19 protein-coding genes are annotated in these 24,945 nt (G+C 63.3%); 11 read left to right on the forward strand and 8 right to left on the reverse strand.

Annotated elements, in window-relative coordinates:
* Positions 1 to 21: 21 nt before the first annotated feature.
* A complete protein-coding gene (locus tag MSG32_RS12405) occupies positions 22 to 525 on the reverse strand; it encodes a hypothetical protein (RefSeq protein WP_248379948.1) in 504 nt (167 codons plus the stop codon).
* A gap of 431 nt (positions 526 to 956) precedes the next feature.
* Between MSG32_RS12405 and MSG32_RS12410 the strand changes: the two genes are divergently transcribed.
* Positions 957 to 1,391 carry a hypothetical protein gene (locus MSG32_RS12410; protein ID WP_248379950.1) on the forward strand — a complete coding sequence of 145 codons (435 nt, stop codon included), beginning with the start codon at positions 957 to 959 and terminating at the stop codon, positions 1,389 to 1,391.
* A gap of 342 nt (positions 1,392 to 1,733) precedes the next feature.
* Here the strand turns inward: MSG32_RS12410 and MSG32_RS12415 are convergent, their stop codons facing one another.
* Positions 1,734 to 3,329: a hypothetical protein gene (locus MSG32_RS12415; RefSeq protein WP_248379952.1), complete on the reverse strand. Its 1,596-nt coding sequence runs from the start codon at positions 3,327 to 3,329 to the stop codon at positions 1,734 to 1,736.
* A 1,083-nt stretch (positions 3,330 to 4,412) separates the two neighbouring features.
* On the opposite strand from MSG32_RS12415, the gene dbpA reads away from it, so the two are divergent.
* The 3 genes from dbpA (at position 4,413) to MSG32_RS12430 (ending at position 6,944) form a co-directional block, all read left to right on the forward strand.
* Positions 4,413 to 5,813, forward strand: a complete 1,401-nt coding sequence (dbpA, locus tag MSG32_RS12420; protein ID WP_043333726.1) for an ATP-dependent RNA helicase DbpA — start codon at positions 4,413 to 4,415, stop codon at positions 5,811 to 5,813.
* Positions 5,814 to 6,064: 251 nt separating this feature from the next.
* Positions 6,065 to 6,637 (forward strand): N-acetyltransferase, encoded by a 573-nt coding sequence (locus MSG32_RS12425; RefSeq protein WP_054555319.1) that lies wholly within the window; start codon positions 6,065 to 6,067, stop codon positions 6,635 to 6,637.
* 139 nt (positions 6,638 to 6,776) lie between these two features.
* Positions 6,777 to 6,944, forward strand: coding sequence for a hypothetical protein (locus tag MSG32_RS12430; protein ID WP_166019763.1), 168 nt, complete (start codon positions 6,777 to 6,779; stop codon positions 6,942 to 6,944).
* Between the two features lie 121 nt (positions 6,945 to 7,065).
* Here the strand turns inward: MSG32_RS12430 and MSG32_RS12435 are convergent, their stop codons facing one another.
* A complete protein-coding gene (locus MSG32_RS12435; protein WP_043333727.1) occupies positions 7,066 to 8,424 on the reverse strand; it encodes a NarK family nitrate/nitrite MFS transporter in 1,359 nt (452 codons plus the stop codon).
* Positions 8,425 to 8,986: 562 nt separating this feature from the next.
* Here MSG32_RS12435 and MSG32_RS12440 point away from each other — a divergent pair.
* The 3 genes from MSG32_RS12440 to MSG32_RS12450 all read left to right on the forward strand — a co-directional run bounded on the left by MSG32_RS12440 (position 8,987) and on the right by MSG32_RS12450 (position 11,612).
* On the forward strand, positions 8,987 to 9,562 hold the full coding sequence (locus MSG32_RS12440) for an ANTAR domain-containing protein (protein ID WP_054555320.1): 576 nt from the start codon (positions 8,987 to 8,989) through the stop codon (positions 9,560 to 9,562).
* A gap of 50 nt (positions 9,563 to 9,612) precedes the next feature.
* Positions 9,613 to 10,821 carry a CmpA/NrtA family ABC transporter substrate-binding protein gene (locus MSG32_RS12445; RefSeq protein ID WP_248379954.1) on the forward strand — a complete coding sequence of 403 codons (1,209 nt, stop codon included), beginning with the start codon at positions 9,613 to 9,615 and terminating at the stop codon, positions 10,819 to 10,821.
* Between the two features lie 170 nt (positions 10,822 to 10,991).
* A complete protein-coding gene (locus MSG32_RS12450; protein ID WP_043333730.1) occupies positions 10,992 to 11,612 on the forward strand; it encodes a TetR/AcrR family transcriptional regulator in 621 nt (206 codons plus the stop codon).
* Positions 11,613 to 11,784: 172 nt separating this feature from the next.
* Here the strand turns inward: MSG32_RS12450 and preA are convergent, their stop codons facing one another.
* The 4 genes from preA to MSG32_RS12470 all read right to left on the reverse strand — a co-directional run bounded on the left by preA (position 11,785) and on the right by MSG32_RS12470 (position 17,185).
* On the reverse strand, positions 11,785 to 13,149 hold the full coding sequence (gene preA, locus MSG32_RS12455) for an NAD-dependent dihydropyrimidine dehydrogenase subunit PreA (RefSeq protein ID WP_248379956.1): 1,365 nt from the start codon (positions 13,147 to 13,149) through the stop codon (positions 11,785 to 11,787).
* Positions 13,149 to 14,549 (reverse strand): NAD(P)-dependent oxidoreductase, encoded by a 1,401-nt coding sequence (locus MSG32_RS12460; RefSeq protein ID WP_248379958.1) that lies wholly within the window; start codon positions 14,547 to 14,549, stop codon positions 13,149 to 13,151. Before MSG32_RS12460 ends, preA begins: the two co-directional genes overlap by 1 nt.
* Positions 14,550 to 14,755: 206 nt before the next feature.
* The gene (gene hydA / locus MSG32_RS12465) at positions 14,756 to 16,198 is read right to left on the reverse strand and encodes a dihydropyrimidinase (protein ID WP_043333732.1); all 1,443 of its coding nucleotides are present in this window, start codon (positions 16,196 to 16,198) and stop codon (positions 14,756 to 14,758) included.
* 84 nt (positions 16,199 to 16,282) lie between these two features.
* The gene (locus MSG32_RS12470) at positions 16,283 to 17,185 is read right to left on the reverse strand and encodes a nitrilase-related carbon-nitrogen hydrolase (protein WP_052384559.1); all 903 of its coding nucleotides are present in this window, start codon (positions 17,183 to 17,185) and stop codon (positions 16,283 to 16,285) included.
* A 902-nt stretch (positions 17,186 to 18,087) separates the two neighbouring features.
* Here MSG32_RS12470 and MSG32_RS12475 point away from each other — a divergent pair.
* Positions 18,088 to 19,566: an NCS1 family nucleobase:cation symporter-1 gene (locus MSG32_RS12475; RefSeq protein WP_225996544.1), complete on the forward strand. Its 1,479-nt coding sequence runs from the start codon at positions 18,088 to 18,090 to the stop codon at positions 19,564 to 19,566.
* Positions 19,567 to 19,670: 104 nt separating this feature from the next.
* Here MSG32_RS12475 and MSG32_RS12480 read toward each other — a convergent pair whose 3' ends face one another.
* Positions 19,671 to 20,564 carry a LysR family transcriptional regulator gene (locus MSG32_RS12480; protein WP_248379960.1) on the reverse strand — a complete coding sequence of 298 codons (894 nt, stop codon included), beginning with the start codon at positions 20,562 to 20,564 and terminating at the stop codon, positions 19,671 to 19,673.
* A 286-nt stretch (positions 20,565 to 20,850) separates the two neighbouring features.
* On the opposite strand from MSG32_RS12480, the gene MSG32_RS12485 reads away from it, so the two are divergent.
* The 3 genes from MSG32_RS12485 to MSG32_RS12495 all read left to right on the forward strand — a co-directional run bounded on the left by MSG32_RS12485 (position 20,851) and on the right by MSG32_RS12495 (position 24,869).
* Complete coding sequence (locus MSG32_RS12485; protein WP_248379962.1) at positions 20,851 to 21,960, forward strand: S-(hydroxymethyl)glutathione dehydrogenase/class III alcohol dehydrogenase; 1,110 nt, start codon at positions 20,851 to 20,853, stop codon at positions 21,958 to 21,960.
* A 121-nt stretch (positions 21,961 to 22,081) separates the two neighbouring features.
* Positions 22,082 to 22,945: an S-formylglutathione hydrolase gene (fghA, locus tag MSG32_RS12490; RefSeq protein ID WP_248379964.1), complete on the forward strand. Its 864-nt coding sequence runs from the start codon at positions 22,082 to 22,084 to the stop codon at positions 22,943 to 22,945.
* A gap of 682 nt (positions 22,946 to 23,627) precedes the next feature.
* Positions 23,628 to 24,869 (forward strand): GlxA family transcriptional regulator, encoded by a 1,242-nt coding sequence (locus MSG32_RS12495; RefSeq protein WP_248379966.1) that lies wholly within the window; start codon positions 23,628 to 23,630, stop codon positions 24,867 to 24,869.
* Positions 24,870 to 24,945: the final 76 nt, after the last annotated feature.

Consider the following 24,945-nt stretch of genomic DNA (forward strand, 5'->3'; position numbering starts at 1 on the left):
GAGTTTTGGCGCCGAGATACATCAGTCTGAGTGTAAACGTTGCTTATCCTGATGTATCTGCAACAGCTGCTCCAGCGCCAGATGCAGCCAGTCGAAAGTATCAAGGGGCCTCACGACCCGCGCTGGCACGCCACTTTGTGCAGCGGTGGCGGGGCTGTCAGGCGGAGTGTGCTCACCCAGCAGCTCCGCCAGGCTCTCGATCTGGATGCCTTCGCGTAATGCGAATGTCTCAAGCTCGCCACTGGCCAGCCAGATCTCCTGAATCACCGTCGGCACCGCACTCATGGCACAGGCGTAGTCGAGAATCTCGCCGCGCTCGCGTTCTGCTGCAATGCGCGTGGCATGCGCCAGCAGTTGGGCGCTCAAGGCCGGAAAGCGCGCCTTGGCAATGCGGGTCGGCAGGTGCGAGCCGCCAGGCCCGGGCGCTTGCCAGCGGCGCAGCGCAGGAAGGGGCTGGGTGGAAGAGCCCGGCATTGAAGTGTCTGACGGCGGGCAAGCAGACGGATGATCAGTCTTGGAGGCCATGTGGATAAACTCCAGAGCGAAGGGCGAACCGGCAGGCCGGTCGAGGGGCTAGGGTCCAGGGGCTAGGGGCTAGGGTCCAGGGGCTAGGGGCTAGGGGCTAGGGTCTAAGGTCAGGGCGAGGCTGCAAAGGCGCTAATCGCTGATGAATCAGACAGCGAGAAAGGCAGAGTGTTGGATGGCGGGCGAGTCAGCGCCTCTTGTGCGGCAGTCACTGCTGCTGTTTTCCCCAACAATGGCAGCTCGCGGATGCTAAACCCGTAGATGAAGCAGGCGTTTGCGCCAAGGGACGCGAGGCGGGGTTTCGCTGCCAAGTGGTTAATTTTGCAAGAAAAATCATCAATCGATGCAACCAGACGGCCACTTCGTACGTACACAGCAGCACGTGCCCGCTGCGTTGCAGCGCTGGCCCATTCCCCCTGGAGAGAATTGACATGACGAAGCACGCCGATCGAATCCGCATTTCCCTGCTGCTGCTGCGCCTCGGGGTCTTCCTCGTGATCACGATGTGGACACTGGACAAGTTCTTCAATCCTGGCCACGCCGCCGCCATCTTCGAGAAGTTCTATGCCATCGGTGGCATGGGCGAGGGCATCGTCATCGCGATTGCCGTCATCGAGATGGTGCTGTTGCTGCTGTTCGTCACCGGCGTGAAGAAGACCCTCACCTACGGTCTGGTGCTGTTGCTGCACGCCGGGTCTACCTTCTCTGCCTTCAAGCAGTATCTGGACCCGTTCGATCACCTGCTGTTCTTCGCCGCCTGGCCAATGCTGGCCGCCTGTGTCGCGCTGTTCATGCTGCGCGAGATCGACACCTGCTTCACTCTCGGTGGCAAGCAGGCGCGTCTTGAGGAAGAAGCGGCACGCTAAGTGACCGCGGCCGAGCTGGCTGCAAGGCTCGGCCTAAGCTCTTGCTGAAATGACACACAAAAGCGCCGCTCGGGACATGCCCGGGCGGCGCTTTTGTGTGGGGAGGTATCGCCATCGTGCGTCTTCGTGTGGCCTTTCTTGCTTGCGCCGGGGAGAGTGGGGGCTCCAGCGTCATTATGTGTTATTTATTGGTATATTTATCTAAAAGATAATAAGTTGGCTTATGTGCAGGTGGTAAAGCCCGTGGTTGTGTCTTCTGTGCTCCATAACCGGTATTACGTAATCATCTGATGGCAAGGCCCACAGGCAGCACTGTGCTTGCTCAGGTCACGTCATGCCTTGCTACGCCATGCGGGATTTCTGCTGCAGGCCCAGTGAGTCACTCAGCACCTTGAGGGCGCTGGAGAAGTCCTCGGCGTCGCTCGCCTGTGCGAGGTTGTCCGCGCTGGCCTTCTCGCTGACGACACTGTTTGCGATGGTCTTGTCGCTAGCGCTGGTCATTCCACTGCCGCTGGCCATGCCGCGATCGCTGGCGATCACCTGACCGACGGAGTGAGCAGTGTCGCTGCCGAGCGCGTCGTCACTGGCGTTGCGCGCAATGATGGCGTGGAGGGCCGGCAGGCTGGCGTGATTGTGGAACTGCCAGACGCCATAGATGCGGCCATCGAAGGAGGCTTCACTGCCCAGTGTCGGGTCGACGGCAAGACCGGCGCCCAGCCCGAACATGTAGAGGCCCGCAAGGCGCTGGCCGTGGATGTCGCAGGGGTTGCCGTTGGCATCGGAATCCAGCCCGCCATTCACCTCACGCAGCGTGATGGGCTGATGATGGGCGTCGCTGATGGTGGGCAGAATCGGCTGATAGCCGTTGCACTGCACCACGATGGGCGCGTCGGCGAGCACTTCGCTGGCCAGTTCCAGGCGTTGGGCACTGCCGGGGCCGGTCTGCACCAGCTGGATGTCCATCGCGCACTCTTCGATGCGGCCGGTGGCCAGAATTTCCTGACCGATGGCCAGCGCCCGGTAGCGCAGCCCGCCGGAGCGGTTGATGCGACCGCTGATCGGGCACACATCGCGCTCGGCATCGTAGTGATAGCCTGCGGCGCGCGCTTCTTCGGCATTCTCGAAGAACAGCCGAATCGGCGAGCGATGCAGCAGGGTGATCTCCTTGACGCGGGTATTGCGCAGCGCGTCGGCCAGCACGTCGAGCATCGAGAAGGCGCTGTGCGAGCCACCCACCACACAGACGCGACCACCACGCCGCAGTCGCGGCAGCAGCAGGCTGCGCAGCTGCCCCGGTGGCATGCGCAACAGCTCATCGCCGCTGTAGATGCGTGCGCGCCGCGACGGCGTCAGTCCCTGACGATTGAGGCTCTGGGTCAGTTGCTCCGGGCACTGCTGGCCGCCCAGATTGAGCACCAGGTTCTCGGTGCGCAGCCGCGACGTGCGCTGGGCCACTTCCGGTTCATGCGAGAGCGTCAGAATGCTGGTGCCGTCGAGGTACTGCAGCGTGTCCAGGCTGGTGCCGCACCACATCTCGACGCCCGGCAGGGCGGTGATGTGCGCCAATACCAGGGCACTGGCGGCTTCCAGCAGCTCGCCGATCTCATCGAGTCGCGGGGAGGAGTAGGGATCGGCCCGGATTCGTTCCAGGCAGGGTTCGCCTTCGAGCGGGGCCAGCACGTCGGCGAGTGCCGGGTCGCGCAGGCAGTCGAGGAACACATCGCCGACCGAGTTGGCGGTGATGCGATATTCGCACAGCCGACCAGCGCCAAGCTTGCCGCTGGCGTGGGTGCCGCCGGCATCGAGAATCAACAGTCCGTGGCGGGCCAGTGTCGTGATCTGGCCTGTCTTGAGGGCATTGAACAGAAATCCCATGCCTGCCGGGCCGACACCGGCCACGATACATCCGTAGCCCGTGATTCTTGAGAGGTCCTTCATGTCGTCTTGCTCCCTGGGTCGTAGTGACATCTTGTGGCTGTTTCGGTAGAGAGGTGTGATCCCCTCTGACAGCTGGCGGCTTGAAGACTGCGCCGCTCTATTGCTGCTCCCCTGTCGTCGGGGCAGCGGTGACCGTGGTGTTGCGGGTGGCAAAGATCGCCTGTCCGTGCGATATCATTTGCTCTTTGACGTGCTATTACAGCAACTTGTATGCACGTGGTGACGTGAATTGTGGCGATGAAGCTGCAGGGTTCACGTCAATGGTGTTTCCATGGTGTTGCCGGTTCTGAGTGCCGGCGACCTGTGCCTTGCATCGGGCTTGATGACCATTTTCATGACCGGCGTGATGAGCGGCTTCGCACTGGCTGTCAGTACGCTTGCAACGATCCAATTCGGGAGACCACCCCGAGATCGAAAACGCCTGTGCGGCACGGACAGCATTTCGCTATCTGCAAGTCATTGATATTCATGACATCGATTCAGATTTAGTCTCTGGGCGCGCAGCGGCACCGCTGCGGTAGCCGAGCGGTATCCAGCAGCACATCACTGATGAGAGGTGGCATTCCTCATACCCGGCATGGGGGTGGGCCCATCTCGGTATGCGCCAATCCTGGTGTGTCATTGGCACTGATAGTCTGAGGCAGATAACAAGAACGTCTTGATGATTATCCCGTCACGAATGTCGGCGCCATTTTCGTGAAGTGCGCTGCAGGAAATGCACGGCGTGAAATATGCAGCGACTCGGCCACCGCCTGATATGGGATTTCGTGACATGCCAACTGACCGTTGGCCATTTTGTTTAATTAACGATAATTAATAAATGATATTTGGCGGGAATCGAATCCTGTCGTGACGAAAATCATGCTTTGAGTTGAGTCACATGCGAGCTGGCTCATACGGTGTGCTGAGAGGTGAGTCTGGCGGTCAAGAGAGGGCGTTGCTCAAAAAGGCTATCTCGCCTGGGGAGCCGGTATCAGGTGCTGGCATCCGTGGCAGGCGTTAGTGGCCACGCTCTGCTATGCTCTGCGCCCGCGCGTAAGCCCGTTCGGCTCGTGCCTGTTCATCGATTGAAGGAATGTCCCCGTGACTGACGCCACCGCCACCCCTGCCTTTGCCTCTCTGGCGCTGGCGCCCGAGCTGCTCGACAACCTCGCCACGCTCGAATATCACACCATGACGCCGATTCAGGCGCAGAGCCTGCCGCCGATGCTGCAAGGCCGCGATGTCATCGCCCAGGGCCAGACCGGCTCCGGCAAGACCGCTGCCTTCGGCCTGGGGCTGCTGTCACGCCTCAAGGTCTCGCGCTTCCGTGTGCAGTCACTGGTGCTGTGCCCGACGCGTGAGCTGGCCGATCAGGTCGCCGGCGAGATCCGTCGTCTGGCGCGCGGCCTGCACAACGTCAAGGTGCTGACCCTGTGCGGCGGCGCCCCCTTCGGCCCGCAGCTGGGCTCGCTGGAACACGGCGCGCACATCATCGTCGGCACGCCGGGGCGCGTGGATGAGCACCTGCGCAAGGGCAGCCTGAGCCTGGTCGAGCTCAATACCCTGGTGCTGGATGAAGCCGACCGCATGCTCGACATGGGCTTTGCCGAGGTGCTGGATGCCATCGTCGCCGAGACCCCGGAGGAGCGTCAGACGCTGCTGTTCAGCGCGACCTTCGCCGATGGCGTGCGTCCGATCGCCGAGCGCATGCTGCGTGATCCGGTCAGCATCGAGGTGGCCTCCACTCACGATGACAGCAGCATCCGTCAGCTGTTCCACCGTGTCGCCGATGACGAGGCGCGCTTCGAGGCGCTGCGTATCCTGCTGCTCAAGTACCGCCCGGAATCCAGCGTGGTGTTCTGCAACACCAAGCGTCAGGCGCAGGAAGTCAGCGACGCGCTCAATGAGCATGGCTTCAGTGCCATGGCGCTGCACGGTGACCTCGAACAGCGCGAGCGTGACCAGACACTGGTGATGTTCGCCAACAAGAGCACCTCGATTCTGGTGGCCACCGATGTCGCGGCGCGCGGGCTGGATATCGAAGCGCTGGACGCGGTGTTCAACTACGAGATCGCGCGTGATCTCGACGCTCACGTGCACCGTGTCGGGCGTACCGGCCGCGCGGGCAGCTCCGGTATCGCCTGCACGCTTTACACCGAGAAGGAAGACTATCGTCTGACCAAGCTGGGTGAGTTCCTCGAGCAGACGCTGGAAGCCGAGCCGCTGCCCTCGAAAAGCATGCTGACGCGCGAGCCGTTCCATGCGCGCATGGCGACGCTGCAGATCGACGGTGGCAAGAAGGACAAGCTGCGTCCCGGCGATATCCTCGGCGCGCTGACCGGTGACGGCGGCCTGGAAGGCAGCAAGATCGGCAAGATCAAGGTGCTGGCGCGGACCACCTTCCTCGCCGTGGAGCGTGATGTCGCCAAGTCGGCACTCACCCAGCTGATGAACGGCAAGCTCAAGGGGCGCTCCTTCCGCGCGCGTCGTCTCAAGAGCTGAGGCGGGCAGCGTCGGCGCGATGCTCGAGCAGTGTCGGTGACGTGTCTGACCGGTATCGGCGAGAAGCCTGAGAGGGACTGAACCAGGCTTTTCATCTGCCATGCGACCTTGATATCACCCCAAGCGATGCCCGCCACCACGGCGGGCATCGTGCTTTTTGAGCAGCAGATTGACGCTCGCAGCCGCTGCGGGCGGTGGCTAAGCTTGAGGTAACGTCCCTGACCATCAGGGCGCTGATCCGGTACCTCGTGATGACTGCCAACGCCGTCGATAATCTTCGCATTCGTGAAGAACGTCTCATTGATCATGAGCGCATCTACCGCATTCATGAATCCGTCTTTGCCGGCCATCGTGAAGCGCGCCTGGGTGACAGATTGCGTCGAGGCAATCTGGCGCAGATCTCGCTGGTGGCCGAGCGTGTCACCGACCCGGAGACCGGCCGCCATCTCAGTGAAGGCGAGGGCGGCCTGCTGGGGCATGTGATGGTGTCGCGCGTGGAGCTTTCCGGCTACCCGGACCGCGTGCTGATGGCGTTGGCGCCGCTGGCGGTGCTGCCCCAGCATCAGCGTCACGGCATCGGCAAGCGGCTGGTGATCTCGGCGGTCAAGCGCTGCCGGCTGCTGGGGGCGGGGGCCGTGGTGGCGGCCGGCCATGCGGATTTCTATACCCACCTGGGCTTTCATCCGGCGTGTCATTACGGGCTCTACTGCCATCATGACGACGTGCCGGGGTCCTTCGTCGCCTTCGAGCTGCTGCCGGACTATCTGGAGGGGCTGGGCGGTGAAGTGCAGTTTCCCGATACCTTCTCTGAGCTGGGTATTTGATCAGCAACAGGCAACTCGGCGTTGCGTGACCCTTGAAACGGCAAGGCTCCCGCTCCATGTCATGGGTAACACCACGTGGCAGCCTGCGTGAGATGGCAGCTGTCGCGTCATTCCGACCGATGATTCAAGGAGAGACATCATGAAGCTCAAGACTCTGGGTAGTTCGCTGATGATTGCCATGCTCGGTCTCGGTGGCCTGTCGCTCGCCGGTTGCGAGGACGAAGGCCCGATGGAGAAGGCCGGTGAGAAGATGGACAACGCCGTCGAGGAAGCCGGTGATAGCGTCGAGAACGCCACCGATAGCTGAGGCTCGGCTGCCAGCGCTGCGATGAGTCGCCGCTGACCTGAGCTGTCGACAGACACAAGAAGGCCCCACCTCATGGGAGGCGGGGCCTTCTTGTGTCTGGCTAGGGGAGAAAGCAATCCGCTTATGCCGAGGCGGGCTGCTGCTCGCTCTGTTGCTTGCGGTCCGCGACGGCGGCGTCGTAGGCGCGGCTTTCCTCGGCTTCGGTGGCAGCGCTGAAACGCACCAGCAGCGCGAACAGCGAGATCACGATCACGCCCATGCCCAGGTACATCAGGCCTTCCTGGTAGGTCAGTTCCTCACTGCGGAACAGGAAGCCCGCGGCGACAGCGCCCGCGTTGCCGCCCGCACCGACGATACCGGCGACCGCGCCGAGTGCCTTGCGGTTGACGAAGGGCACGATACCGAAGGTCGCGCCTTCCGCCATCTGCACGAAGAGGCTGAAGACCAGCATGATGCCGATGGCCACCGCGAGGGTTTCCATCTGGGCGAAGCCGACCAGCGCCACGCCTTCACACAGCAGCGCGATGAACAGCCAGCGCACGCGGCCCTTGAGGCCGGACTGGCGGGCGAAGAGATCAGAAAACACGCCGCCCAGGGTGCGGGCGAACAGGTTCATCAGGCCGAACAGGCCCGCGATGAGACCGGCGGTGGCGAGGTCGAGATCGAAGTGATCGAAGAAGTAGATGGCGGCGACGTTGTTGATGGTCAGCTCGACCCCGAAGCAGGCGCCATAGACGAGGAACAGGGCCCAGACACGGATGTCGCGTGCTGCCGCGCCGAAGGTGGCGCGCATGCTGTATTCCTTCTCGGCCTTGGGCAGCTCACCACGCTCACGCAGCTCGCTGAAGTTGCCGTCCGGCGCATCCTGGGTGAAGAAGTAGTAGGCGATACCGGTCAGGAACAGCACGATGCCCGGCACGACCATCGCCAGACGCCAGCCCAGGGTCTGCTCGACGCCCAGCATCAGCAGGCCGGCCATCACCAGCGGCATCAGCATCTGGGTGGTGCCGCCGCCCAGGTTGCCCCAGCCAGCGGTAGTGGCGTTGGCGGTGCCGACCACGTTGGGGCCGAACATCACGGAGGTGTGGTACTGGGTGATGACGAAGGAGGCGCCGATGGCACCGATGGCCAGACGGGCCAGGAAGAAGGATTCGAAGCTGTCGGCGAAGCCGATGCACATCACCGGCAGCGAGCCGAGGCACAGCAGCCAGGTGTAGGCCTTGCGTGGCCCGATGCGATCACACAGCACGCCGATGGCGAGGCGCACGATCACCGTGATGGCGACGGAGGCGATGATAGTGTTGCCGATCTGGGTCTTGGTCAGGCCGAGGTCGTCACGCACCACTGCCATCAGCGGCGCTATGCCGAACCAGCCGAAGAAGCAGACGTGGAAGGCGAACCACGACATGTGGAAGGCGCGCATTTGCGGGGTGTTGAAGCTGAACAGCCGGATGCGGCTGGCCTTGTTGCGGATATCCATGAGTGGGCTCCTGATTCAGCGTCGGTGCCGGGCACGAAGTCAGGTGTGCTCGGCGAGTGGTCGAACGGCTGTGAATGAACGACAGCAAGGGCGCCTCGTCATTGAGGGGCCTGGTTCGACGCACTCGTACTCCGAAGAGCCTGGTCCACGTCATGGATAGCGATGGCAGCAGTCGGTGATGCCATGGTTGCCGGCAGCAGAGCGTCTGTGCGGCAAGTGACAGGATCAAAGCAAGTAGTGCGCCAGTTGCGGGGGTGTGGGCGGGACAAGTCCCAGAAGATCAATGGCTTGGCGAGGGAGGTGGGTTGGCATGCGCAGGCGGTATCCCGGGCTGGATGTCCGCTCGATGCGCGCTGGCGGTGCGTCAGCAAGGCGAGAGGTACCAGTCTGGCGCACGCGAATGGCGCTGGGAGGGTCGGCAAGGCGCGTGCCTCATTGCAGTGCAGCGACGCTTTCGGCTCGGCCGCTCTGAAGGCCTTTGGCCGCAGGGTTGCACCAGATTGCGGCACGAATCCTGCTTGGGTGTACGGCAAGTCTCATGCCCGACCCAAGGAAACCTGACATGCCCGTGACCGTGCTGATCGTCGATGTCCGCAGTGAGCGCTCCGCCGCGCTGGAGCAGGCGCTATTGAGCGCCGGCTTCGAGGTGGCGCTGCGCGTTGACGAGCACGAGGACCTGCACGCGCTGGTCGAGCAGCATCAGCCCGATGCGGTGATCATCGACGCCGACCTGCCCAGCCGCGACACCCTGGAGCATCTCGGCCAGCTGGGGCGACGCTATCCCAAGCCGATGATCATGCTGGCCAGTGAAGATGCGCCAGACCTCGTGCGCGAAGCGGCCGGCGCCGGTGTCTCGGCCTATGTGGTGGACCACGTCATGCCAGCGATGGTGCGCAGCATGGTCGAGGTCGCCATCACCAGCTTCGAGGCGCACCGTGCGCTCAAGGGGGAGCTCAACCGTACCCAGACCACATTGGTGCAGCGGCGCAGCGTCGATCGTGCCAAGGCCGTGGTGATGGAGACGCGCGGGCTCAGTGAAGATGCCGCCTACCAATACCTGCGCAAGACCGCCATGAACCGGCGCCTGGCCCTGCATGAGCTGGCCGATGAGCTGCTCAAGGCCGCGCGTCGGCGCTGAGCCGGTCGCCGTACTGTCCTTCTCTCTCGATCGTTCAAGAGGTGTGCGTGATGCCCACAGATGTACCCCTGAATGGCCATCAGCTGACGCTGGGCCTGATGCCACTCAATGATGCCGCGCCCTTCGTGGTCGCTGAGCAGTTGGGGCTTTTCCGCGAGGAGGGGCTGGCGGTGACACTCAAGTGGCAACCCTCGTGGGCGGCGTTGCGTGATGACCTGCAGACCGGCGTGCTGCAGGGTGCGCAGATGCTGGCGCTGATGCCGCTGACCTCGACCCTGGGCCTGGATGGCCGCGCCACGCCGGTGATCAGTGCCATGACGCTCAATCTGGGTGGCAACTCCATCACGCTGTCGCGCGCGCTGATGGCCACCCTCGGCGAGGACGGCCACGACCTCTCCAGTCCGTTGCAGGTCGCGAAGGCGCTGGCGGCGCATGTGCACGAGCGCAAGCAGCGTGGCGAGCCGTTGCTCAAACTGGCCAGCGTGCACCCGTTCTCTTCGCACCGCTATCTGTTGCGTTACTGGCTGGCGGCCGGTGGCATCAATCCGGACCGCGACGTCGAGATGCGTGCCGTGGCGCCGCCGCTGATGGCGGCGCAGCTGGCCAGCGGTGCGCTGGATGGCTTCTGTGTCGGTGAGCCCTGGAACAGCCTGGCGGCGGCGCAGGGCATGGGGCAGGTGGTGGCGGGCAGTCACGATATCTGGCGCTTCGGGCAGGAAAAGGTGCTGGGCGTGCGCGAGGACTGGGCGGAGCAGCATCCGCTGGCGCATCAGGCGCTGATTCGCGCGCTGCTCAATGCCTGCGCCTGGCTGGACCGCCCCGGCAATCGGGCCAAGGCCGCCGAGTGGCTGCACGACGAGGGCATGCCGGAGGTGCCGATGAGCGTGGTGACGCGCGGTCTGGAGGATGTCGATGTCGAGCAGTCGGTGGACGACTTCCAGCAGCACAATCCCGGCTGGACCATCTTCCATCGCTACGCGGCCAACTTCCCGTGGCGTTCCCAGACGCGCTGGTACATCGCCCAGATGCAGCGCTGGGGGCATCTGCAGGGTTTCAATGACGAGGATCTCGAGGCGACGCTGACACGTTGTGTGCGACCGGATCTTTACCGCACGGCGGCCCGCAAGCTGGGCATGGTGGTGCCGGTGGCGGATGAGCGCAGTGAAGGCACGCATCCGGCGCCCTGGTGGCTGAGCGGCGAGGCGGGCCAGGTGCCGATGCCAGCGGATGGCTTCATCGATGGCGCGGTCTTCGAGTGACGTCGCGGGCGCGGTTCTTGCCGGTCCGCGCTGGCGCGGGATTGCACAGCACTTGTAGATAAGTCGCCATCTCCTTTGCCGGATGACAGGGCAAACCTGACGGCTCAGACATGTTGGCAGTGCGGTTGTGATATTCTCATCGCACTGCCAGCACCGCGTCAGGGGATCGCATGACCACTCGCAAGTCTCAGATTCGCAAGGATAATGTCGGCCGCATCCTGCTCGCCGCCGAAAAGATCTTCGCTCTCAAGGGCTATGTCGGCGCCAGCATGGTCGATATTGCCGCCGAGGTAGAGCTGCCCAAGTCCAATCTGCATTACTACTTCAGCACCAAGGAAGCGCTGTATCGCGCGGTGCTCGATGGTCTGCTGGCGCTGTGGAAGGAAGATGCGCTGTGCTTCGAGGCCTACGACGACCCGCAGCTGGTGCTCTCCACCTACATTCGCGCCAAGATGATGCACTCGCGCCAGCGCCCCTATGGCTCCAAGGTGTGGGCCAGCGAGATCATGCAGGGTGCGCCGGTGCTGGGCGAAGAGCTGACGGTGTGGCTCGACGAGTGGGCCGAGATGAAGAAGTCACGTCTGCGCCAGTGGATCGGCGAGGGCCGCATCGACAACGTCGATGCCTCTGCCTACCTGTACATGATCTGGGCCAGCACCCAGCACTACGCCGACTTCGATCACCAGATCGCGGTGCTCAATCAGGGCAAGGCGCTGAGTGATCGGGAATTCGAGCAGGCGGTGCAGAACGTGACGCGGGTGCTGCTGAAGGGCGTCGGTTTGTCCGCCTGAGTCAGCAGGTGGCTTTATGAACTAATTATCTTTAGGCTAACAATGCTCATCACTAGTGGGTCATAAAGCCAATGAAGAAGGGGCTGCCATTGCTGGCAGCCCCTTTTTTGATTCCATCTGTTTCTCGTTGTTTCTCTCCGCTCCTGTTCAGGATCAGCGCCGCATCAGGCGATCAGGCCGCGCGATGCGGATTGCGCGGGTCCTCCATCCAATTCATGTACGGCTTGCCGGTGTCCTGCACTTCCATGGTGATGCAGTCCTCGACTGGGCAGGTGATCTCGCACAGGTTGCAGCCCACGCAGTCGGCGTCCTTCACCTCATAGCGGGCGGTGCCGTTGTCCTTGGCCAGATGCATGATGGCCTGGTGCGAGGTGTCCTCGCAGGCGATGTAACAGCGTCCGCAGCCGATGCACTTGTCCTGGTCGATGCGGGCGATCACCTGATAGTTCATGTCCAGCTGCTTCCAGTCGGTGGTGTTGGGCACCGCCGCGCGCGAGAACTCATCGATACGCTGATAGCCCTTGCTGTCCATCCAGCGTCCCAGGCCGTCCTTCATCTCCTCGACGATGCGGAAGCCGTGCAGCATCGCCGCCGTGCACACCTGCACGCTGCCCGCGCCGAGGGCGATGAATTCCGCGGCATCTTCCCAGTTGGAGATGCCGCCGATGCCGGAGATCGGCAGATTGGCGGTTTCCGGCGTGCGCGCTATCTCGGCCACCATGTTCAGCGCGATGGGCTTCACGGCGCTGCCGCAATAGCCGCCGTGGGTGCTGCGGTCACCGACGATGGGATGCGCGACCATGCGGTCGAGATCCAGATGGGTGATGGAGTTGATGGTGTTGATCAGCGAGACGGCATCGGCGCCACCCCGCCAGGCGGCCTTGGCCGGTTCACGCACGTCGGTGATGTTGGGTGTCAGTTTGACGATCACCGGCAGCGAGCTGTAGGTCTTGCACCAGCGCGTGACCTGCTCGACATACTCCGGCACCTGGCCCACCGCCGCCCCCATGCCGCGTTCCGGCATGCCATGGGGGCAGCCGAAGTTGAGTTCGATGCCGTCACAGCCGGTGGCCTCGACCTGCGGCAGGATGGTCTTCCAGGCCTCTTCCTCACACGGCACCATCAGCGAGACGATCAGCGCGCGGTCCGGCCAGTCCTTCTTGACCTGGGTGATCTCGCGCAGGTTGATCTCCAGCGAGCGGTCGGTGATCAGCTCGATGTTGTTGAAGCCGCTGACCTCGCCATTCGGGCCATAGTGCGCCGAGTAGCGGGAGGAGACGTTCACCGCGGCCGGGTCTTCGCCCAGCGTCTTCCAGACCACGCCTCCCCAGCCGGCCTCGAAGGCGCGTACCACGTTGTAGGCCTTGTCAGTGGGCGGGGCGCTGGCCAGCCAGAAGGGGTTGGGGGCACGGATGCCGGCGAAGTTGACCGACAGATCGGCCTTGTAGCTGGCGACGTGATCGCCGCTTGATCCAGCACTTGAGTCAGAACCTGCCGGGCGGGCGTTGTCGTCATTGAGCGGGGTATGAATGGTCATCAGGCGGCCTCCACCTTGAGCATCAGATCGTGATGGATGGCCTCGGCGGCCAGCTTGCCGTGGGCGACGGCTTGTACGGTGAGGTCCTGCCCGCGGGCGATGCAGTCGCCGCCGGCATAGACGCCGGGCAGACTGGTGCGCAGCATCTCGTCCACTTCTATCCTGGCCCCCTCGCGGGCCAGCCCTGCGGCATGGGCGTCGCTCAGGCTCGCGTCATCGAAGCCCTGGCCGATGGCGGTGAAGACCCCATCGCAGGCCAGCGTGAAGGTCTCGCCGGTATCGACGAGGCGGCCATCCTCGACCCGCGTGCGCGCGAACTGCATCGCGCTGAGCGCGGCGTCATCACCTTCTTCGCTTCCACCACTATCGTTTGCCACATCGATCGCCAGCGGGCGCGCCCAGGTGTGGATCATCACGCCATTGGCGCGCGCGATTTCCTGCTCGTGATGGGTGGCGGACATCTGCTCCTCGCCACGCCGATAGACCAGGTCCACCGTCTGCGCGCCGAGGCGCCTGGCCTGCACGGCGATATCGATGGCGGTGTTGCCGGCGCCGATCACCACGGCATGTCTGGGCACCGCCAGCGCGTTCAGCTCGCCACTCTGACGCAGCACCTTGATGAAGTCGGTGGCCGCCATCAGGCCGCTGGCATCCTCGCCAGTCAGGCCGAGGGCATGGCTGGTACCAAGGCCGAGGCCCAGGAAGACGCTGTCGAATTCGCGTGTCAGGGAGGCCAGTGCCAGGTTGTCGCCAAGGCGCTGACCGTGGCGGATCTCGATGCCGCCGATCTCGAGCAGGAATTCGACTTCGCGGGCGGCGAAGTCATCGGTCAGCTTGTAGCGGGCGATGCCGTATTCGTTGAGGCCGCCGGCCTTTTCCTCGGCCTCGAAGATCACCACGTCGTGGCCGAAACGTGCCAGACGATGGGCGCAGGAAAGCCCCGCAGGCCCGGCGCCGACCACCGCGATACGCCGGCCGGTGCTGGCGCCACGCGTGAACGGATGGGCTTCGAACTGGGCGTTGTCCAGCGCATGGCGCTGCAGCAGGCCGATCAGCACCGGCTGGCACTCATCGCCCTGATTGCGCACGCAGGACTGCTCGCAGAGGATCTCGGTGGGGCAGACGCGGGCGCAGCTGCCACCGAGGATATTGGCATCGAGAATCTCGCTGGCGGCGCCTTCGAGATTGTCATCGTGGATACGGCGAATGAAGGTCGGGATGTCGATGCTGGTCGGGCAGGCCTTGATGCAGGGTGCATCGTAGCAGTACAGACAGCGCGAGCTCTCGATGAAGGCCTGACGCTTGCTGAGCGCCGGATGCAGGTCTGTGAAACGCGCACTCAGCGCCTCTTCCGCGAGCCCGCTCGGGGCCCAGTGGGAAGGAGTGGAGGATGTGGTCACGGTGTGGCTCCTGCCCGCGCTCAGGCGCGGGGTCGTTGTTGTTGGTCTTGCAGGCGAGTCGGGTTGCGCTTCTTGGTTGGCAGCGGCTTGTTTGGCAGTGCCAAGGGACTGACAGCGCGTCAGGTGCGCCGCCAGGCCGTCGTTCAGCCGTTTCGTACTGGTCTCAGCCGTTTCGTACTGGTCTCGGGTGGGCCGTTCGCCGTCCGTCAGCTGCGATCCACGGCGCTGACGACGTTGCTCTCGGCGCGGGCCTTGAGCTGGTCGAACACGCTGGGGTAGGCCGGACGCTCGACATACTGGCCATGGCCGCGCTTGGCATGCAGTTCGCCATCGCGCCATGCCCAGTCGCCGCGGCTGATGGTGTGACGCGGAATGCCCTTGACGGTGCGGCCTTCGAAGATGTTGAAGTCGATGTTCTGGTGGTGGGTCTTGGCCGAGATGGTGCGTTCGGCGTTGGGGTCCCAGACCACGATGTCGGCGTCGCTGCCGACGCGGATCGCGCCCTTGCGCGGATAGAGATTGAAGATCTTGGCCGCATTGGTGGAGGTCAGGCCGACGAAGTCCTCGGCGGAGAAGCGCCCGGTGTTGACGCCTTCGTGCCACAGCATCGCCATGCGGTCCTCGACCCCGGCGGTGCCGTTGGGAATCTTCGAGAAGTCGTCCTTGCCCATCTCCTTCTGCTCGGCGCAGAAGCAGCAGTGATCGGTGGCGGTGGTCTGCAGGTCACCGGACTGGATGCCGCCCCACAGTGCCTGACGGTGCTCCAGCGAGCGGAACGGCGGGCTCATCACGTGGCCGGCCGCGAATTCCCAGCTCTTGTTCTGATAGACCTCTTCATCGATCAGCAGATGGCCTGCCAGCACCTCGCCGTAGACCGGCTGACCGTGCTCGCGGGCGTAGCGGATCTCCTCCAGCGCATCGGCGGTGGAGACGTGGACCAGATACACCGGCGTGCCCAGGGTGCCGGCGATGCGGATGGCGCGGCTGGCGGCTTCGCCCTCGACCTGCGGCGGGCGCGACAGCGGATGTGCCTCCGGGCCGGTGATGCCGTCGGCCAGCAGCTTCTGCTGCAGGTGATAGACCAGCTCGCCGTTCTCGGCATGCACGGTGGGAATCGCGCCCAGTTCCAGACAGCGCGCGAAGCTCGAGACGAGGGTGTCGTCCGGCGCCATGATGGCGTTCTTGTAGGCCATGAAGTGCTTGAAGCTGTTGACGCCGTAATCGGCGACCAGCGTCGCCATGTCCTGACTGACACTCTCGTCCCACCAGGTGACGGCGACGTGGAAGCTGTAGTCGCAGCACGACTTCTCGGCCCATTCGCGCCAGGTGTGATAGGCCTCCATCAGCGGCTGCTGCGGGGAGGGGATCACGAAATCGATGATCATGGTGGTGCCGCCGGCCAGCGCCGCGGCGGTGCCGGTCTGGAAGTCCTCGCTGGCCACGGTGCCCATGAAGGGCAGCTGCATGTGGGTGTGCGGGTCGATGCCGCCAGGCATCACCAGACAGCCGCTGGCGTCGATCACTTCGCAGTCGTCCGGGACGTCCAGGTCGGTGCCGATGGCGGTGATGGTCTCGCCGTCACACAGCACATCGGCGGTGTAGCGCTCTTCGTGGGTCTGGATGCTGCCGCCCTTGATCAGGATTGCCATGAGTCTCTCCCGGCCGCATCGCGCGGCCTTGTCCGGCATTGAGTGTCAGGTCGTCTTGTTGTTGTCGTGCGGGTCGTCAGTCCGTCACTCGCCGTCGGTGAGGCGGGTATAGGCGTCCGGGCGACGGTCGCGGAAGAACTGCCAGTTGTTGCGCACCTCGCGCACCATCGCCATGTCGAGGTCGTGGATCAGCAGCTCATCCTCGGTGGCGCTGGCCTGGGCTTCGATCTGGCCGCGCGGATTCACGAAGTAGGAGGAGCCGTAGAACTCGCCGATATCCCAGGGCTGTTCATGGCCGACGCGGTTGATGGCGGCGATGTAGCAGCCATTGGCGGCGGCGGAGGCGGGTTGCTCCAGCTCCCACAGGTATTGGGAGAGGCCCGCGACGGTGGCGGAGGGATTGAAGATGATCTCGGCGCCGTTGAGCGCCAATGCGCGCCAGCCTTCCGGGAAGTGGCGGTCGTAGCAGATGTAGACGCCGATGCGCCCGTAGGCGGTGTCGAAGACCGGCCAGTCGGACTTGCCCGGCTTGAAGAAGAATTTCTCCCAGAAGCCCGCTACCTGCGGGATGTGGGTCTTGTGATACTTGCCCAGATAGCTGCCGTCGGCATCGATGACGGCGGCGGTGTTGTAGTACACCCCCGGCTGCACTTCCTCGTAGATGGGCACGATGATCACCATCTGATGCTTCTTCGCGTACTGCTGCATCAGGGTGACGGTGGGGCCGTCGGGCACGCGCTCGGCGGCGGCATACCACTTGGCGTCCTGGCTCGGGCAGAAATAGGGCTGATTGAAGACTTCCTGGAAGCACAGGATCTTGACGCCTGCCTCACCGGCCTGATCGATCAGCGGCAGGTGGGCCTCGTTCATGGCATCACGGATCTGCGCGGGCTCGAGGTCGGTGGAGACGTTGAGTCCCATCTGGATGACGGCGCAGCGCAGCTTGCCGGCATCCTCGGTATAGGAGATGCGGGAATCGTTCGACATGTCTTCCTCATCGGGCGCTTGGCGCCGGTTGTTGTTGTCTTCAATGAGTGCTGGTGGGCTGAACGGGTGAGCAGGGATAGCGCGAAATGGCCCCAGGAAAAACACGCCGCCTGCCTGGCAAGTCTGCATGCCGTTGGCAGGCGTCATGGGTCAGGAAAGGTCCGATTTAAATCCTGTCTCACCAGTCAGCTTAATGAACATTAGACAGTGTTCCCGCGTTCGGCAAGATGAAGTGTCAAATAAAGTCTTTTGGATTTATCTTGTTGTTATCAAAGAGTTTTTATTCATTAAAAGGCCATGTTTCACCATTGTGGTGCCTGCAGAATCAGCGTGGTTCACGTGATTTTCAAGGGAAAAGACGATGCACAACAGTGGCTTGTGATCGTCTGCGGGGGCATTGCGCAAGACCGCCTTGCACCAGCTTGGAACCTGACCATACTGACAGTTGGCGCGAACACGGCTTGTCGCCACCTGACAGGCGTCATGCATGAAAATACGCGCCATTGCATCTCAAGTTGTCTTGCAAGACAGGTTTGATTTGTCGGCAATAATCCGGCCGGCGGCATGCGATTTGCCACAGGGTTTTGCACACGAACTGCGCAAGGTGTTTCTTCTACACGGCCTGCCATAGATTCGTCTGCCGCAGATTCGTCTGCCGCAGAATCTTCTGCATCAGAATCTTCTGCATGCAGTGCCGAATGAAGTGTGCCTGATGATGTGTGCCGAACGGGGAGGTGCGAAGAGGAGCCAGGAAAGCGACGGAGAAGGTAAGGAAGACAAGAAACGACAAGTGACATAAGGCAAGCGCAGTGCATCACCCTCAACAATAACAACAGCTGAACAGGTGAGGACTCATGGCCCCGACACAGACGCGCTCGCACATGGTGCGCAGCAATGAGGAAATGATCGAGCTGGTGGTGGCACAGGATGTCGCCCGCAGCCCGCGTTACAACGAGGATATCGCGCCGACCAAGAGTGCCGAACGCACCTGGTCGCGCTGGAACATCGCCGCACTGTGGGTCGGCATGTCGATCTGCGTGCCGACCTACACCCTGGGTGGCGTCCTGACCGCTTACTTCGGCCTGAGCGTCGGCGAGGCGCTGTTCACGATTCTGGTCGCCAACCTGGTGGTGCTGATTCCGCTGACCCTCAACGCCTTCCCCGGCACGCGCTTCGGGATCCCTTTCCCGGTGGTGCTGCGCTCCTCCTTCGGCATCATCGGCTCCAACGTGCCATGCATGATTCGCGCGGTGGTCGCCTGTGGCTGGTTCGGTATCCAGACGATGTTCGGCGGGCTGGCGATCCACCTGCTGCTGTCGAGCCTCTCGGCCGACTGGAAGGCGCTGGGCGGGGTAGGTGAGGTCATCGGCTTCTTCGTGTTCTGGGCGCTCAACCTGTTCGTGGTGATTCGCGGCGCGGAATCCATCAAGTGGCTGGAGACGCTCTCCGCGCCCTTGCTGCTGGCGGTGGGTGTCGGCCTGATGGTGTGGGCGCTGCCGCATACCTCGATCAGCGAGCTGCTGGCCCAGCCGCCGAATCGTCCCGAAGGCGATGGCGTGGCCAGCTACTTCATGGCGGGCCTGACCGCGATGGTCGGCTTCTGGGCGACGCTGTCGCTGAACATTCCTGACTTCAGCCGTTACGCGAAGAGCCAGAAGGACCAGATCGTCGGTCAGATCATCGGCCTGCCGCTGACGATGTTCTTCTTCGCCGCGCTCGGCGTGGTGCTGACCGCGGCGTCCAGCTCGCTGGTGGGCGAGACCATCTCCGACCCGGTCAACCTGATCGGTCGCATCGACAGCCCCGGCTGGGTCGCCATCGCCATGGTGCTGATCATCATCGCGACGCTCTCCACCAATACCGCGGCCAACATCGTCTCGCCGACCAATGACTTCCAGAACATCGCGCCGAAATTGATCAACCAGACGCGCGGCGTGCTGCTGACCGGGCTGGTCGGGGTGCTGCTGATGGGCTTCGAGCTGATCAAGAAGATGGGCTGGATCGTCTCGGACGTCAGTCTCGAGAGCCTCTATTCCAACTGGTTGCTGGGCTATTCGAGTCTGCTGGGGCCGATCGCGGGGATCATGATCGTCGACTACTTCGTGATCCGTCGTCAGTCCTTTGATCTGCCGGCACTCTATCTGGATGGCAGCACCTATCCGGCCTTCAATCCGGCGGGCTTCATCGCCTTCTTCGTGCCGGTGGGACTGACGGTGATCAGCTTCTCGCAGCCCGGACTGTCCTGGTTCTACGACTACGGCTGGTTCACCGGCTCGCTGCTGGGGGCGCTGGTCTACTTCGTGGCCAGCAAGTTGCTGGTCAAGGCGCCGCCGGTGCACCTGCCGGAGGCGGTGCCGGGCAGCGGAGCGCAACGCGCCTGACGCCGCTGGTGAACACGGTGAGTACAACGACAGACGGGCTGCCCATCGGCAGCCCGTCTGTCGTCTATCGTTTGTCGTCTATCGTCTATCGTCTGTCGGGGGTGTCAGCCCACGAGTCCGGGAATGCCGTGCTCGAAGCGCTCGACCATGAAGTCGACGAACTGGCGCACCTTGGGCGAGAGGTGACGATGGCGGGGATAGACGATCCACACCCCGGTATCGCGCACCTGGTACTCATCGAGCACCGAGATCAGCTTGCCGCTGGCCAGGTGGGGCGCGACGTAATAGTCGGGAATCTGGGCAAGGCCAAGGCCCTTGAGCGTGGCGTCCAGCAGTGCCGGGCCGGAGTTGGCCTGCCAGCTGCCGGTGATGCGCACCTCGCGGCGCTGGCCCTCGACCTCGAACAGCCACTCGCGCTTGGAACCGGCCAGACAGCGGTGACTGGAGAGCTCGGCCAGGGTGTGCGGGCGCGGCGCCTGCTGGAAGTAGTCATGCGAGGCGACGACGAATTCGCGGCGGTCCACCAGTCGCCTTGCGATCAGCGAGGAGTCCTTGAGCACGCCCATGCGGATGGCGACGTCGAAGCCCTCGTCGATCAGTTCCACCGGACGGTTGGTGAAGTGCATCTGCACTTCCAGTTGCGGGTGCAGCAGCTGGAAGTCGTTGACCAGCGGCGCGACGTAGCGCTCGCCGAAGGTGGTGGCGCTGGTCAGCTTGAGCACGCCGCTGGGGCGGGCATGAAAGTCACCGATGGCCTGTTCGGCGGCGCGGAAGCCATCGAAGAGGTGATGACAGTGCTCGAAATACACCTGTCCGGCATCGGTGAGACGCGTCTGACGGGTGGTGCGGTAGAGCAACTGGGTGTCGAGCTGGGCTTCCAGCTGGCTGATCAGACGACTGACATGTGAGCTGGACACCCCGAGATGACGGGCGGCACCGGAAAATGAGCCGATTCTGACGACTTCCACGAAGGCTTCGATACGGTCCCAGCGCTGCATGCTGGCTCCTCTTTCATTGTTGTTGAGTGGCAATAATCATCTGAGTGCCGACGGCTTAATCCCACCCGCATGACTGCGTAGACTGTGTTCCATGCCAAGCCCGCAAGGATGAACCGCAAGGACGAGCCCAGTGCCTGTCGCGTGGGGAGTCCCTCGGGCGACTCATCCATGCAACCTGTCAGGTGCTGCTACCTTTCAGCGTGCCCTGCGTGATGATCGTCACGACGCCAGGGGACATGAGATTGGCAGCCAGTTTACCGCTATTGATGCTCACTAGGAGAGATTCATGAAATCACGTGCTGCGATTGCGCTGGAAGCCGGCAAGCCGCTGGAACTGGTCGAGATCGACGTCGAAGGGCCGAAGGCCGGCGAGGTGCTGGTGCGCATCGTCAATACCGCCGTCTGCCACACCGATGCGTTCACCCTGTCCGGCGCAGATCCGGAAGGCCTGTTCCCGTCCGTGCTGGGCCACGAAGGCGCCGGTATCGTCGAGGAAGTGGGCGAGGGCGTGACTGGCCTGGTACCGGGCGACCACGTCATTCCGCTCTACACCGCGGAATGCGGCAAGTGCAAGTTCTGCCTCTCCGGCAAGACCAACCTGTGCAGCGCCGTGCGTGCCACCCAGGGTCGCGGCCTGATGCCGGACGGCACCTCGCGCTTCTCTCTCGATGGCAAGATGCTGCACCACTACATGGGCACCTCGACCTTCTCTGAATACACCGTGGTGCCGGAAGTCTCGCTGGCCAAGGTGTCCAAGGAAGCGCCGCTGGACAAGATCTGCCTGCTGGGCTGTGGCGTCACCACCGGTATCGGTGCGGTGATGAACACCGCCAAGGTCGAGCCGGGTTCCACCGTGGCCATCTTCGGCCTCGGCGCCATCGGTCTGGCCGCCATCCAGGGCGCGGTGATGGCCAAGGCGTCGCGCATCATCGCCATCGACATCAATGAAGACAAGTTCGACCTGGCCCGCAAGTTCGGCGCCACTGACTTCGTCAACCCGAGCAAGCTGTCCGTGCCGGTCCAGGAAGCCATCGTCGACATGACCGACGGCGGCGTCGACTACTCCTTCGAGTGCATCGGCAACGTCAATGTCATGCGTGCGGCGCTCGAATGCGCGCACAAGGGCTGGGGCGAATCCATCATCATCGGCGTCGCCGGTGCCGGTGAAGAGATCTCCACCCGTCCGTTCCAGCTGGTGACCGGGCGCGTCTGGAAAGGCTCCGCCTTCGGTGGCGTCAAGGGCCGTACCGAACTGCCGGGCTACGTCGAGCGTTACATGGACGGCGCGATCAATCTGGACGACTTCATCACTCACCAGATGCCGTTCGAGAAGATCAACGAATCCTTCGATCTGCTGCACGAAGGCAAGTCGATCCGTACCGTGCTGAGCTTCTGATCCGAGGCTGAACTGCCGCCGGGCAACAGGGAAACGCGTGTTGCCCGGTGAGGTCTGGAACGCGAAACGGCGTCGGCTTGCCGACGCCGTTTTCATGGGCGATATCACAAGGGAGAGCATGATGACCGCGACCGAACAACTCGAGCTGGTCAGCGCCAACAAGGTGCATGGCGGCTGGCTCAAGCGTTACCGTCACCGCAGTGGCAGCCTGGATTGCGACATGGTGTTCGCCATCTATCTGCCGCCCCAGGCCGAACAAGGCCCGGTGCCGATGCTGTGGTGGCTGTCGGGGCTGACCTGCACCGACGAGAACTTCATGCAGAAGGCCGGCGCGCAGAAGAAGGCGGCGGAGCTGGGCATCGCCCTGATCTGCCCGGACACCAGTCCGCGCGGCGTCAATCTGGACGGCGAAGACGACAGCTACGACTTCGGCAGTGGCGCAGGCTTCTACGTCAATGCCACCCGCGAGCCGTGGGCGCGTCATTACCGCATGTATGACTACGTCACCGATGAGCTGCCGGCGCTCGTCAAGCGGCACTTCCCGGTGGATGGCGAGCGTGAGTCCATCTCCGGTCACTCCATGGGCGGCCATGGCGCCTTGATCTGCGCGCTGAAGAATCCGGGCCGCTATCGTTCGGTCTCGGCCTTCGCGCCGATCGTCAATCCGATGGCCTGCCCGTGGGGCGAGAAAGCCTTCAGCGGCTATCTCGGCGATGACCGCGCCCAGTGGGCGCAGTGGGACACCTGCGAGCTGGTCAAGCAGGCGAGCAAGAGCGGCGCCGCGCGTCAGGAGCTGTTCGTCGAGCAGGGCGAGAGTGATGAGTTCCTCGAGGAGCAGCTCAAGCCGGAGCGCCTGGAGGCGGTCTGCGCCGAGCTGGATCACCCGCTGGTCCTGCGTCGTCAGCCCGGCTACGACCACAGCTACTTCTTCATGGCCAGCTTCATCGATGAGCATTTGACCTACCACGCGAAACACCTCCTTTGAGGTGTGAGTGTGGTCGCCGGTAGAAATGAAAAGGCACGCGAAACACCTGCTTTGAGGTGTGAGTGTGGTCGCTGGTAGAAATGAAAGGCACGCGAAACACCTGCTTTGAGGTGAGCCTCAGGCGTTGAGGTATGAAAGTGCCAATCGCAGCTGATCGCTCGCCGAGCAGAGACACTGCGTGAAAGACAGAAACGACAGTCCCGCTATCGATTGATGGATAGCGGGACTGTCGTTTTTTCGTCATGAGAAGCAGAGTCTTTCAGAACCTTCAGGCATGAAGGCCCGTTCTGGTGGCGTTTGCTTATGCTGCGTCAGTGGCAGCCAACTCAGGCGTTATTCTGTGCCGTACGGCAACGATGATTTGCTGCACAGCGGCGATAAAGTCACTGCGCCAGGCAGGCGCGATGGTTTACTGTCGAGAGGTGGACAACGCACGACGTCCAGGCAGTGAATCACGACATCCCTGACGCTATCGGAATTGCAGAGGTCGCTTATTGACCTCCCCCTGATGGGGCCGATCGCCGATGTCGTCGCTGCTGGAGCCGACCCCTCAGGGTTCGCTCCCTGCTGAGACCCAATAACGATAATACTGCGGACCCCCGCCGGCCTCATCAGGTCACGGGAGAGGGCACCACGAGGCCCCGGTCTGCCACTCAAGCAGATATAGAGAAGGACTCCCCTCATGGCATTGACCAGTGGCCGTTTCGCCCGCCCGTACGAAGCTCACTCATCCGCTGCAGGAATAGCCGGCGAGACGCGCCAGCCGCAGACCATCGGCTTCCTGCTGCTCGACAGCTTCACGCTCATCTCGCTGGCCTCGGCGGTGGAACCGCTGCGCATGGCCAACCAGCTGGCCGGACGCGAGCTGTACCGCTGGTATACCGTGACGCTGGAAGGCGCCCCCGTGCGTGCCAGCGATGGCCTGCAGGTCACGCCCGATACCTCCACCGAGGCCTGCCCGCCGCTGGATATCGTCATCGTGTGCGGTGGCGTCGGCATTCAGCGCTCCGTGCATCGTCCGCATGTCAGCTGGCTGCAGGCCCAGGCGCGTGCCGGCCGCAAGCTGGGTGCCGTCTGCACCGGCAGCTGGGCGCTGGCCCAGGCGGGGCTGCTCGAAGGCCATGAGACCAGCATCCATTGGGAGTGTCTGGCCGCGATGCAGGAAGCCTTCCCGCGCGTGCCGCTGACCACACGACTGTTCTCCATCGATCAGGACCGCGCCACGGCCTCCGGCGGTACCGCGCCGATGGACATGATGCTGACCATGATCGGTCGCGAGCATGGCCGCGAACTGGCGGCGGGCATCTCCGAGATGTTCATCTGCGATCGCGTGCGTGGCGAGCAGGACCAGCAGCGCGTGCCGCTCAAGCATGTGCTGGGCACCACCCAGCCCAAGCTTCTGGAAATCGTCGCGCTGATGGAGGCCAATCTGGAAGAGCCCATCGGCCTGGACGAGCTGGCGCACTATGTCGATGTCTCGCGCCGTCAGCTGGAGCGGCTGTTCCAGCGGTATCTGCACTGCTCGCCGTCGCGCTACTACCTCAAGCTGCGCCTGACCCGCGCGCGTCAGCTGCTCAAGCAGACGGCGCTGTCGATCATCGAGGTGGCCTCGGCCTGCGGCTTCGTGTCCACGCCGCACTTCTCCAAGTGCTACCGCGAGTACTTCGGCATGCCGCCGCGTGACGAGCGCATCGGTGGCGAGCGCAGTGTCAGCGTGCTGGAGGTGCCGTGTCGCGCCGATGGCGATCACCAGCTGACCGGTGTCGCCAGTCTGGAAGGGCTGCTGCACCAGTCGATCGGCCAGAGCATGGTCGGCAATGCGCCCCTGCAACCGGCCAGCGAGTCCCCCGTCTCCTCGGCGATTCTGGCACTGGCCAATGCGCGCGGTGAGCCGACCTACGCCAGCGTGCGCCTGCAGGGCTGACGCCGCCGACTGACACCAGCTTCCCGCAATGTCCAACGCCTCTGCCGCTCAGGCAGGGGCGTTGTCGTTTTCACAG

Source organism: Cobetia sp. 1CM21F (assembly GCF_023161745.1).
GTDB classification, from domain to species: domain Bacteria; phylum Pseudomonadota; class Gammaproteobacteria; order Pseudomonadales; family Halomonadaceae; genus Cobetia; species Cobetia amphilecti.

Bases quoted from the DNA above. Each gene is read 5' to 3' on its own strand.
- MSG32_RS12405 (WP_248379948.1), bottom strand. From the start codon at position 525: ATGGCCTCCAAGACTGATCATCCGTCTGCTTGCCCGCCGTCAGACACT.
- MSG32_RS12410 (WP_248379950.1), top strand. From the start codon at position 957: ATGACGAAGCACGCCGATCGAATCCGCATTTCCCTGCTGCTGCTGCGC.
- MSG32_RS12415 (WP_248379952.1), bottom strand. From the start codon at position 3,329: ATGAAGGACCTCTCAAGAATCACGGGCTACGGATGTATCGTGGCCGGT.
- MSG32_RS12425 (WP_054555319.1), top strand. From the start codon at position 6,065: ATGACTGCCAACGCCGTCGATAATCTTCGCATTCGTGAAGAACGTCTC.
- MSG32_RS12430 (WP_166019763.1), top strand. From the start codon at position 6,777: ATGAAGCTCAAGACTCTGGGTAGTTCGCTGATGATTGCCATGCTCGGT.
- MSG32_RS12435 (WP_043333727.1), bottom strand. From the start codon at position 8,424: ATGGATATCCGCAACAAGGCCAGCCGCATCCGGCTGTTCAGCTTCAAC.
- MSG32_RS12440 (WP_054555320.1), top strand. From the start codon at position 8,987: ATGCCCGTGACCGTGCTGATCGTCGATGTCCGCAGTGAGCGCTCCGCC.
- MSG32_RS12445 (WP_248379954.1), top strand. From the start codon at position 9,613: ATGCCCACAGATGTACCCCTGAATGGCCATCAGCTGACGCTGGGCCTG.
- MSG32_RS12450 (WP_043333730.1), top strand. From the start codon at position 10,992: ATGACCACTCGCAAGTCTCAGATTCGCAAGGATAATGTCGGCCGCATC.
- preA (WP_248379956.1), bottom strand. From the start codon at position 13,149: ATGACCATTCATACCCCGCTCAATGACGACAACGCCCGCCCGGCAGGT.
- hydA (WP_043333732.1), bottom strand. From the start codon at position 16,198: ATGGCAATCCTGATCAAGGGCGGCAGCATCCAGACCCACGAAGAGCGC.
- MSG32_RS12470 (WP_052384559.1), bottom strand. From the start codon at position 17,185: ATGTCGAACGATTCCCGCATCTCCTATACCGAGGATGCCGGCAAGCTG.
- MSG32_RS12475 (WP_225996544.1), top strand. From the start codon at position 18,088: ATGATCGAGCTGGTGGTGGCACAGGATGTCGCCCGCAGCCCGCGTTAC.
- MSG32_RS12480 (WP_248379960.1), bottom strand. From the start codon at position 20,564: ATGCAGCGCTGGGACCGTATCGAAGCCTTCGTGGAAGTCGTCAGAATC.
- MSG32_RS12485 (WP_248379962.1), top strand. From the start codon at position 20,851: ATGAAATCACGTGCTGCGATTGCGCTGGAAGCCGGCAAGCCGCTGGAA.
- fghA (WP_248379964.1), top strand. From the start codon at position 22,082: ATGACCGCGACCGAACAACTCGAGCTGGTCAGCGCCAACAAGGTGCAT.
- MSG32_RS12495 (WP_248379966.1), top strand. From the start codon at position 23,628: ATGGCATTGACCAGTGGCCGTTTCGCCCGCCCGTACGAAGCTCACTCA.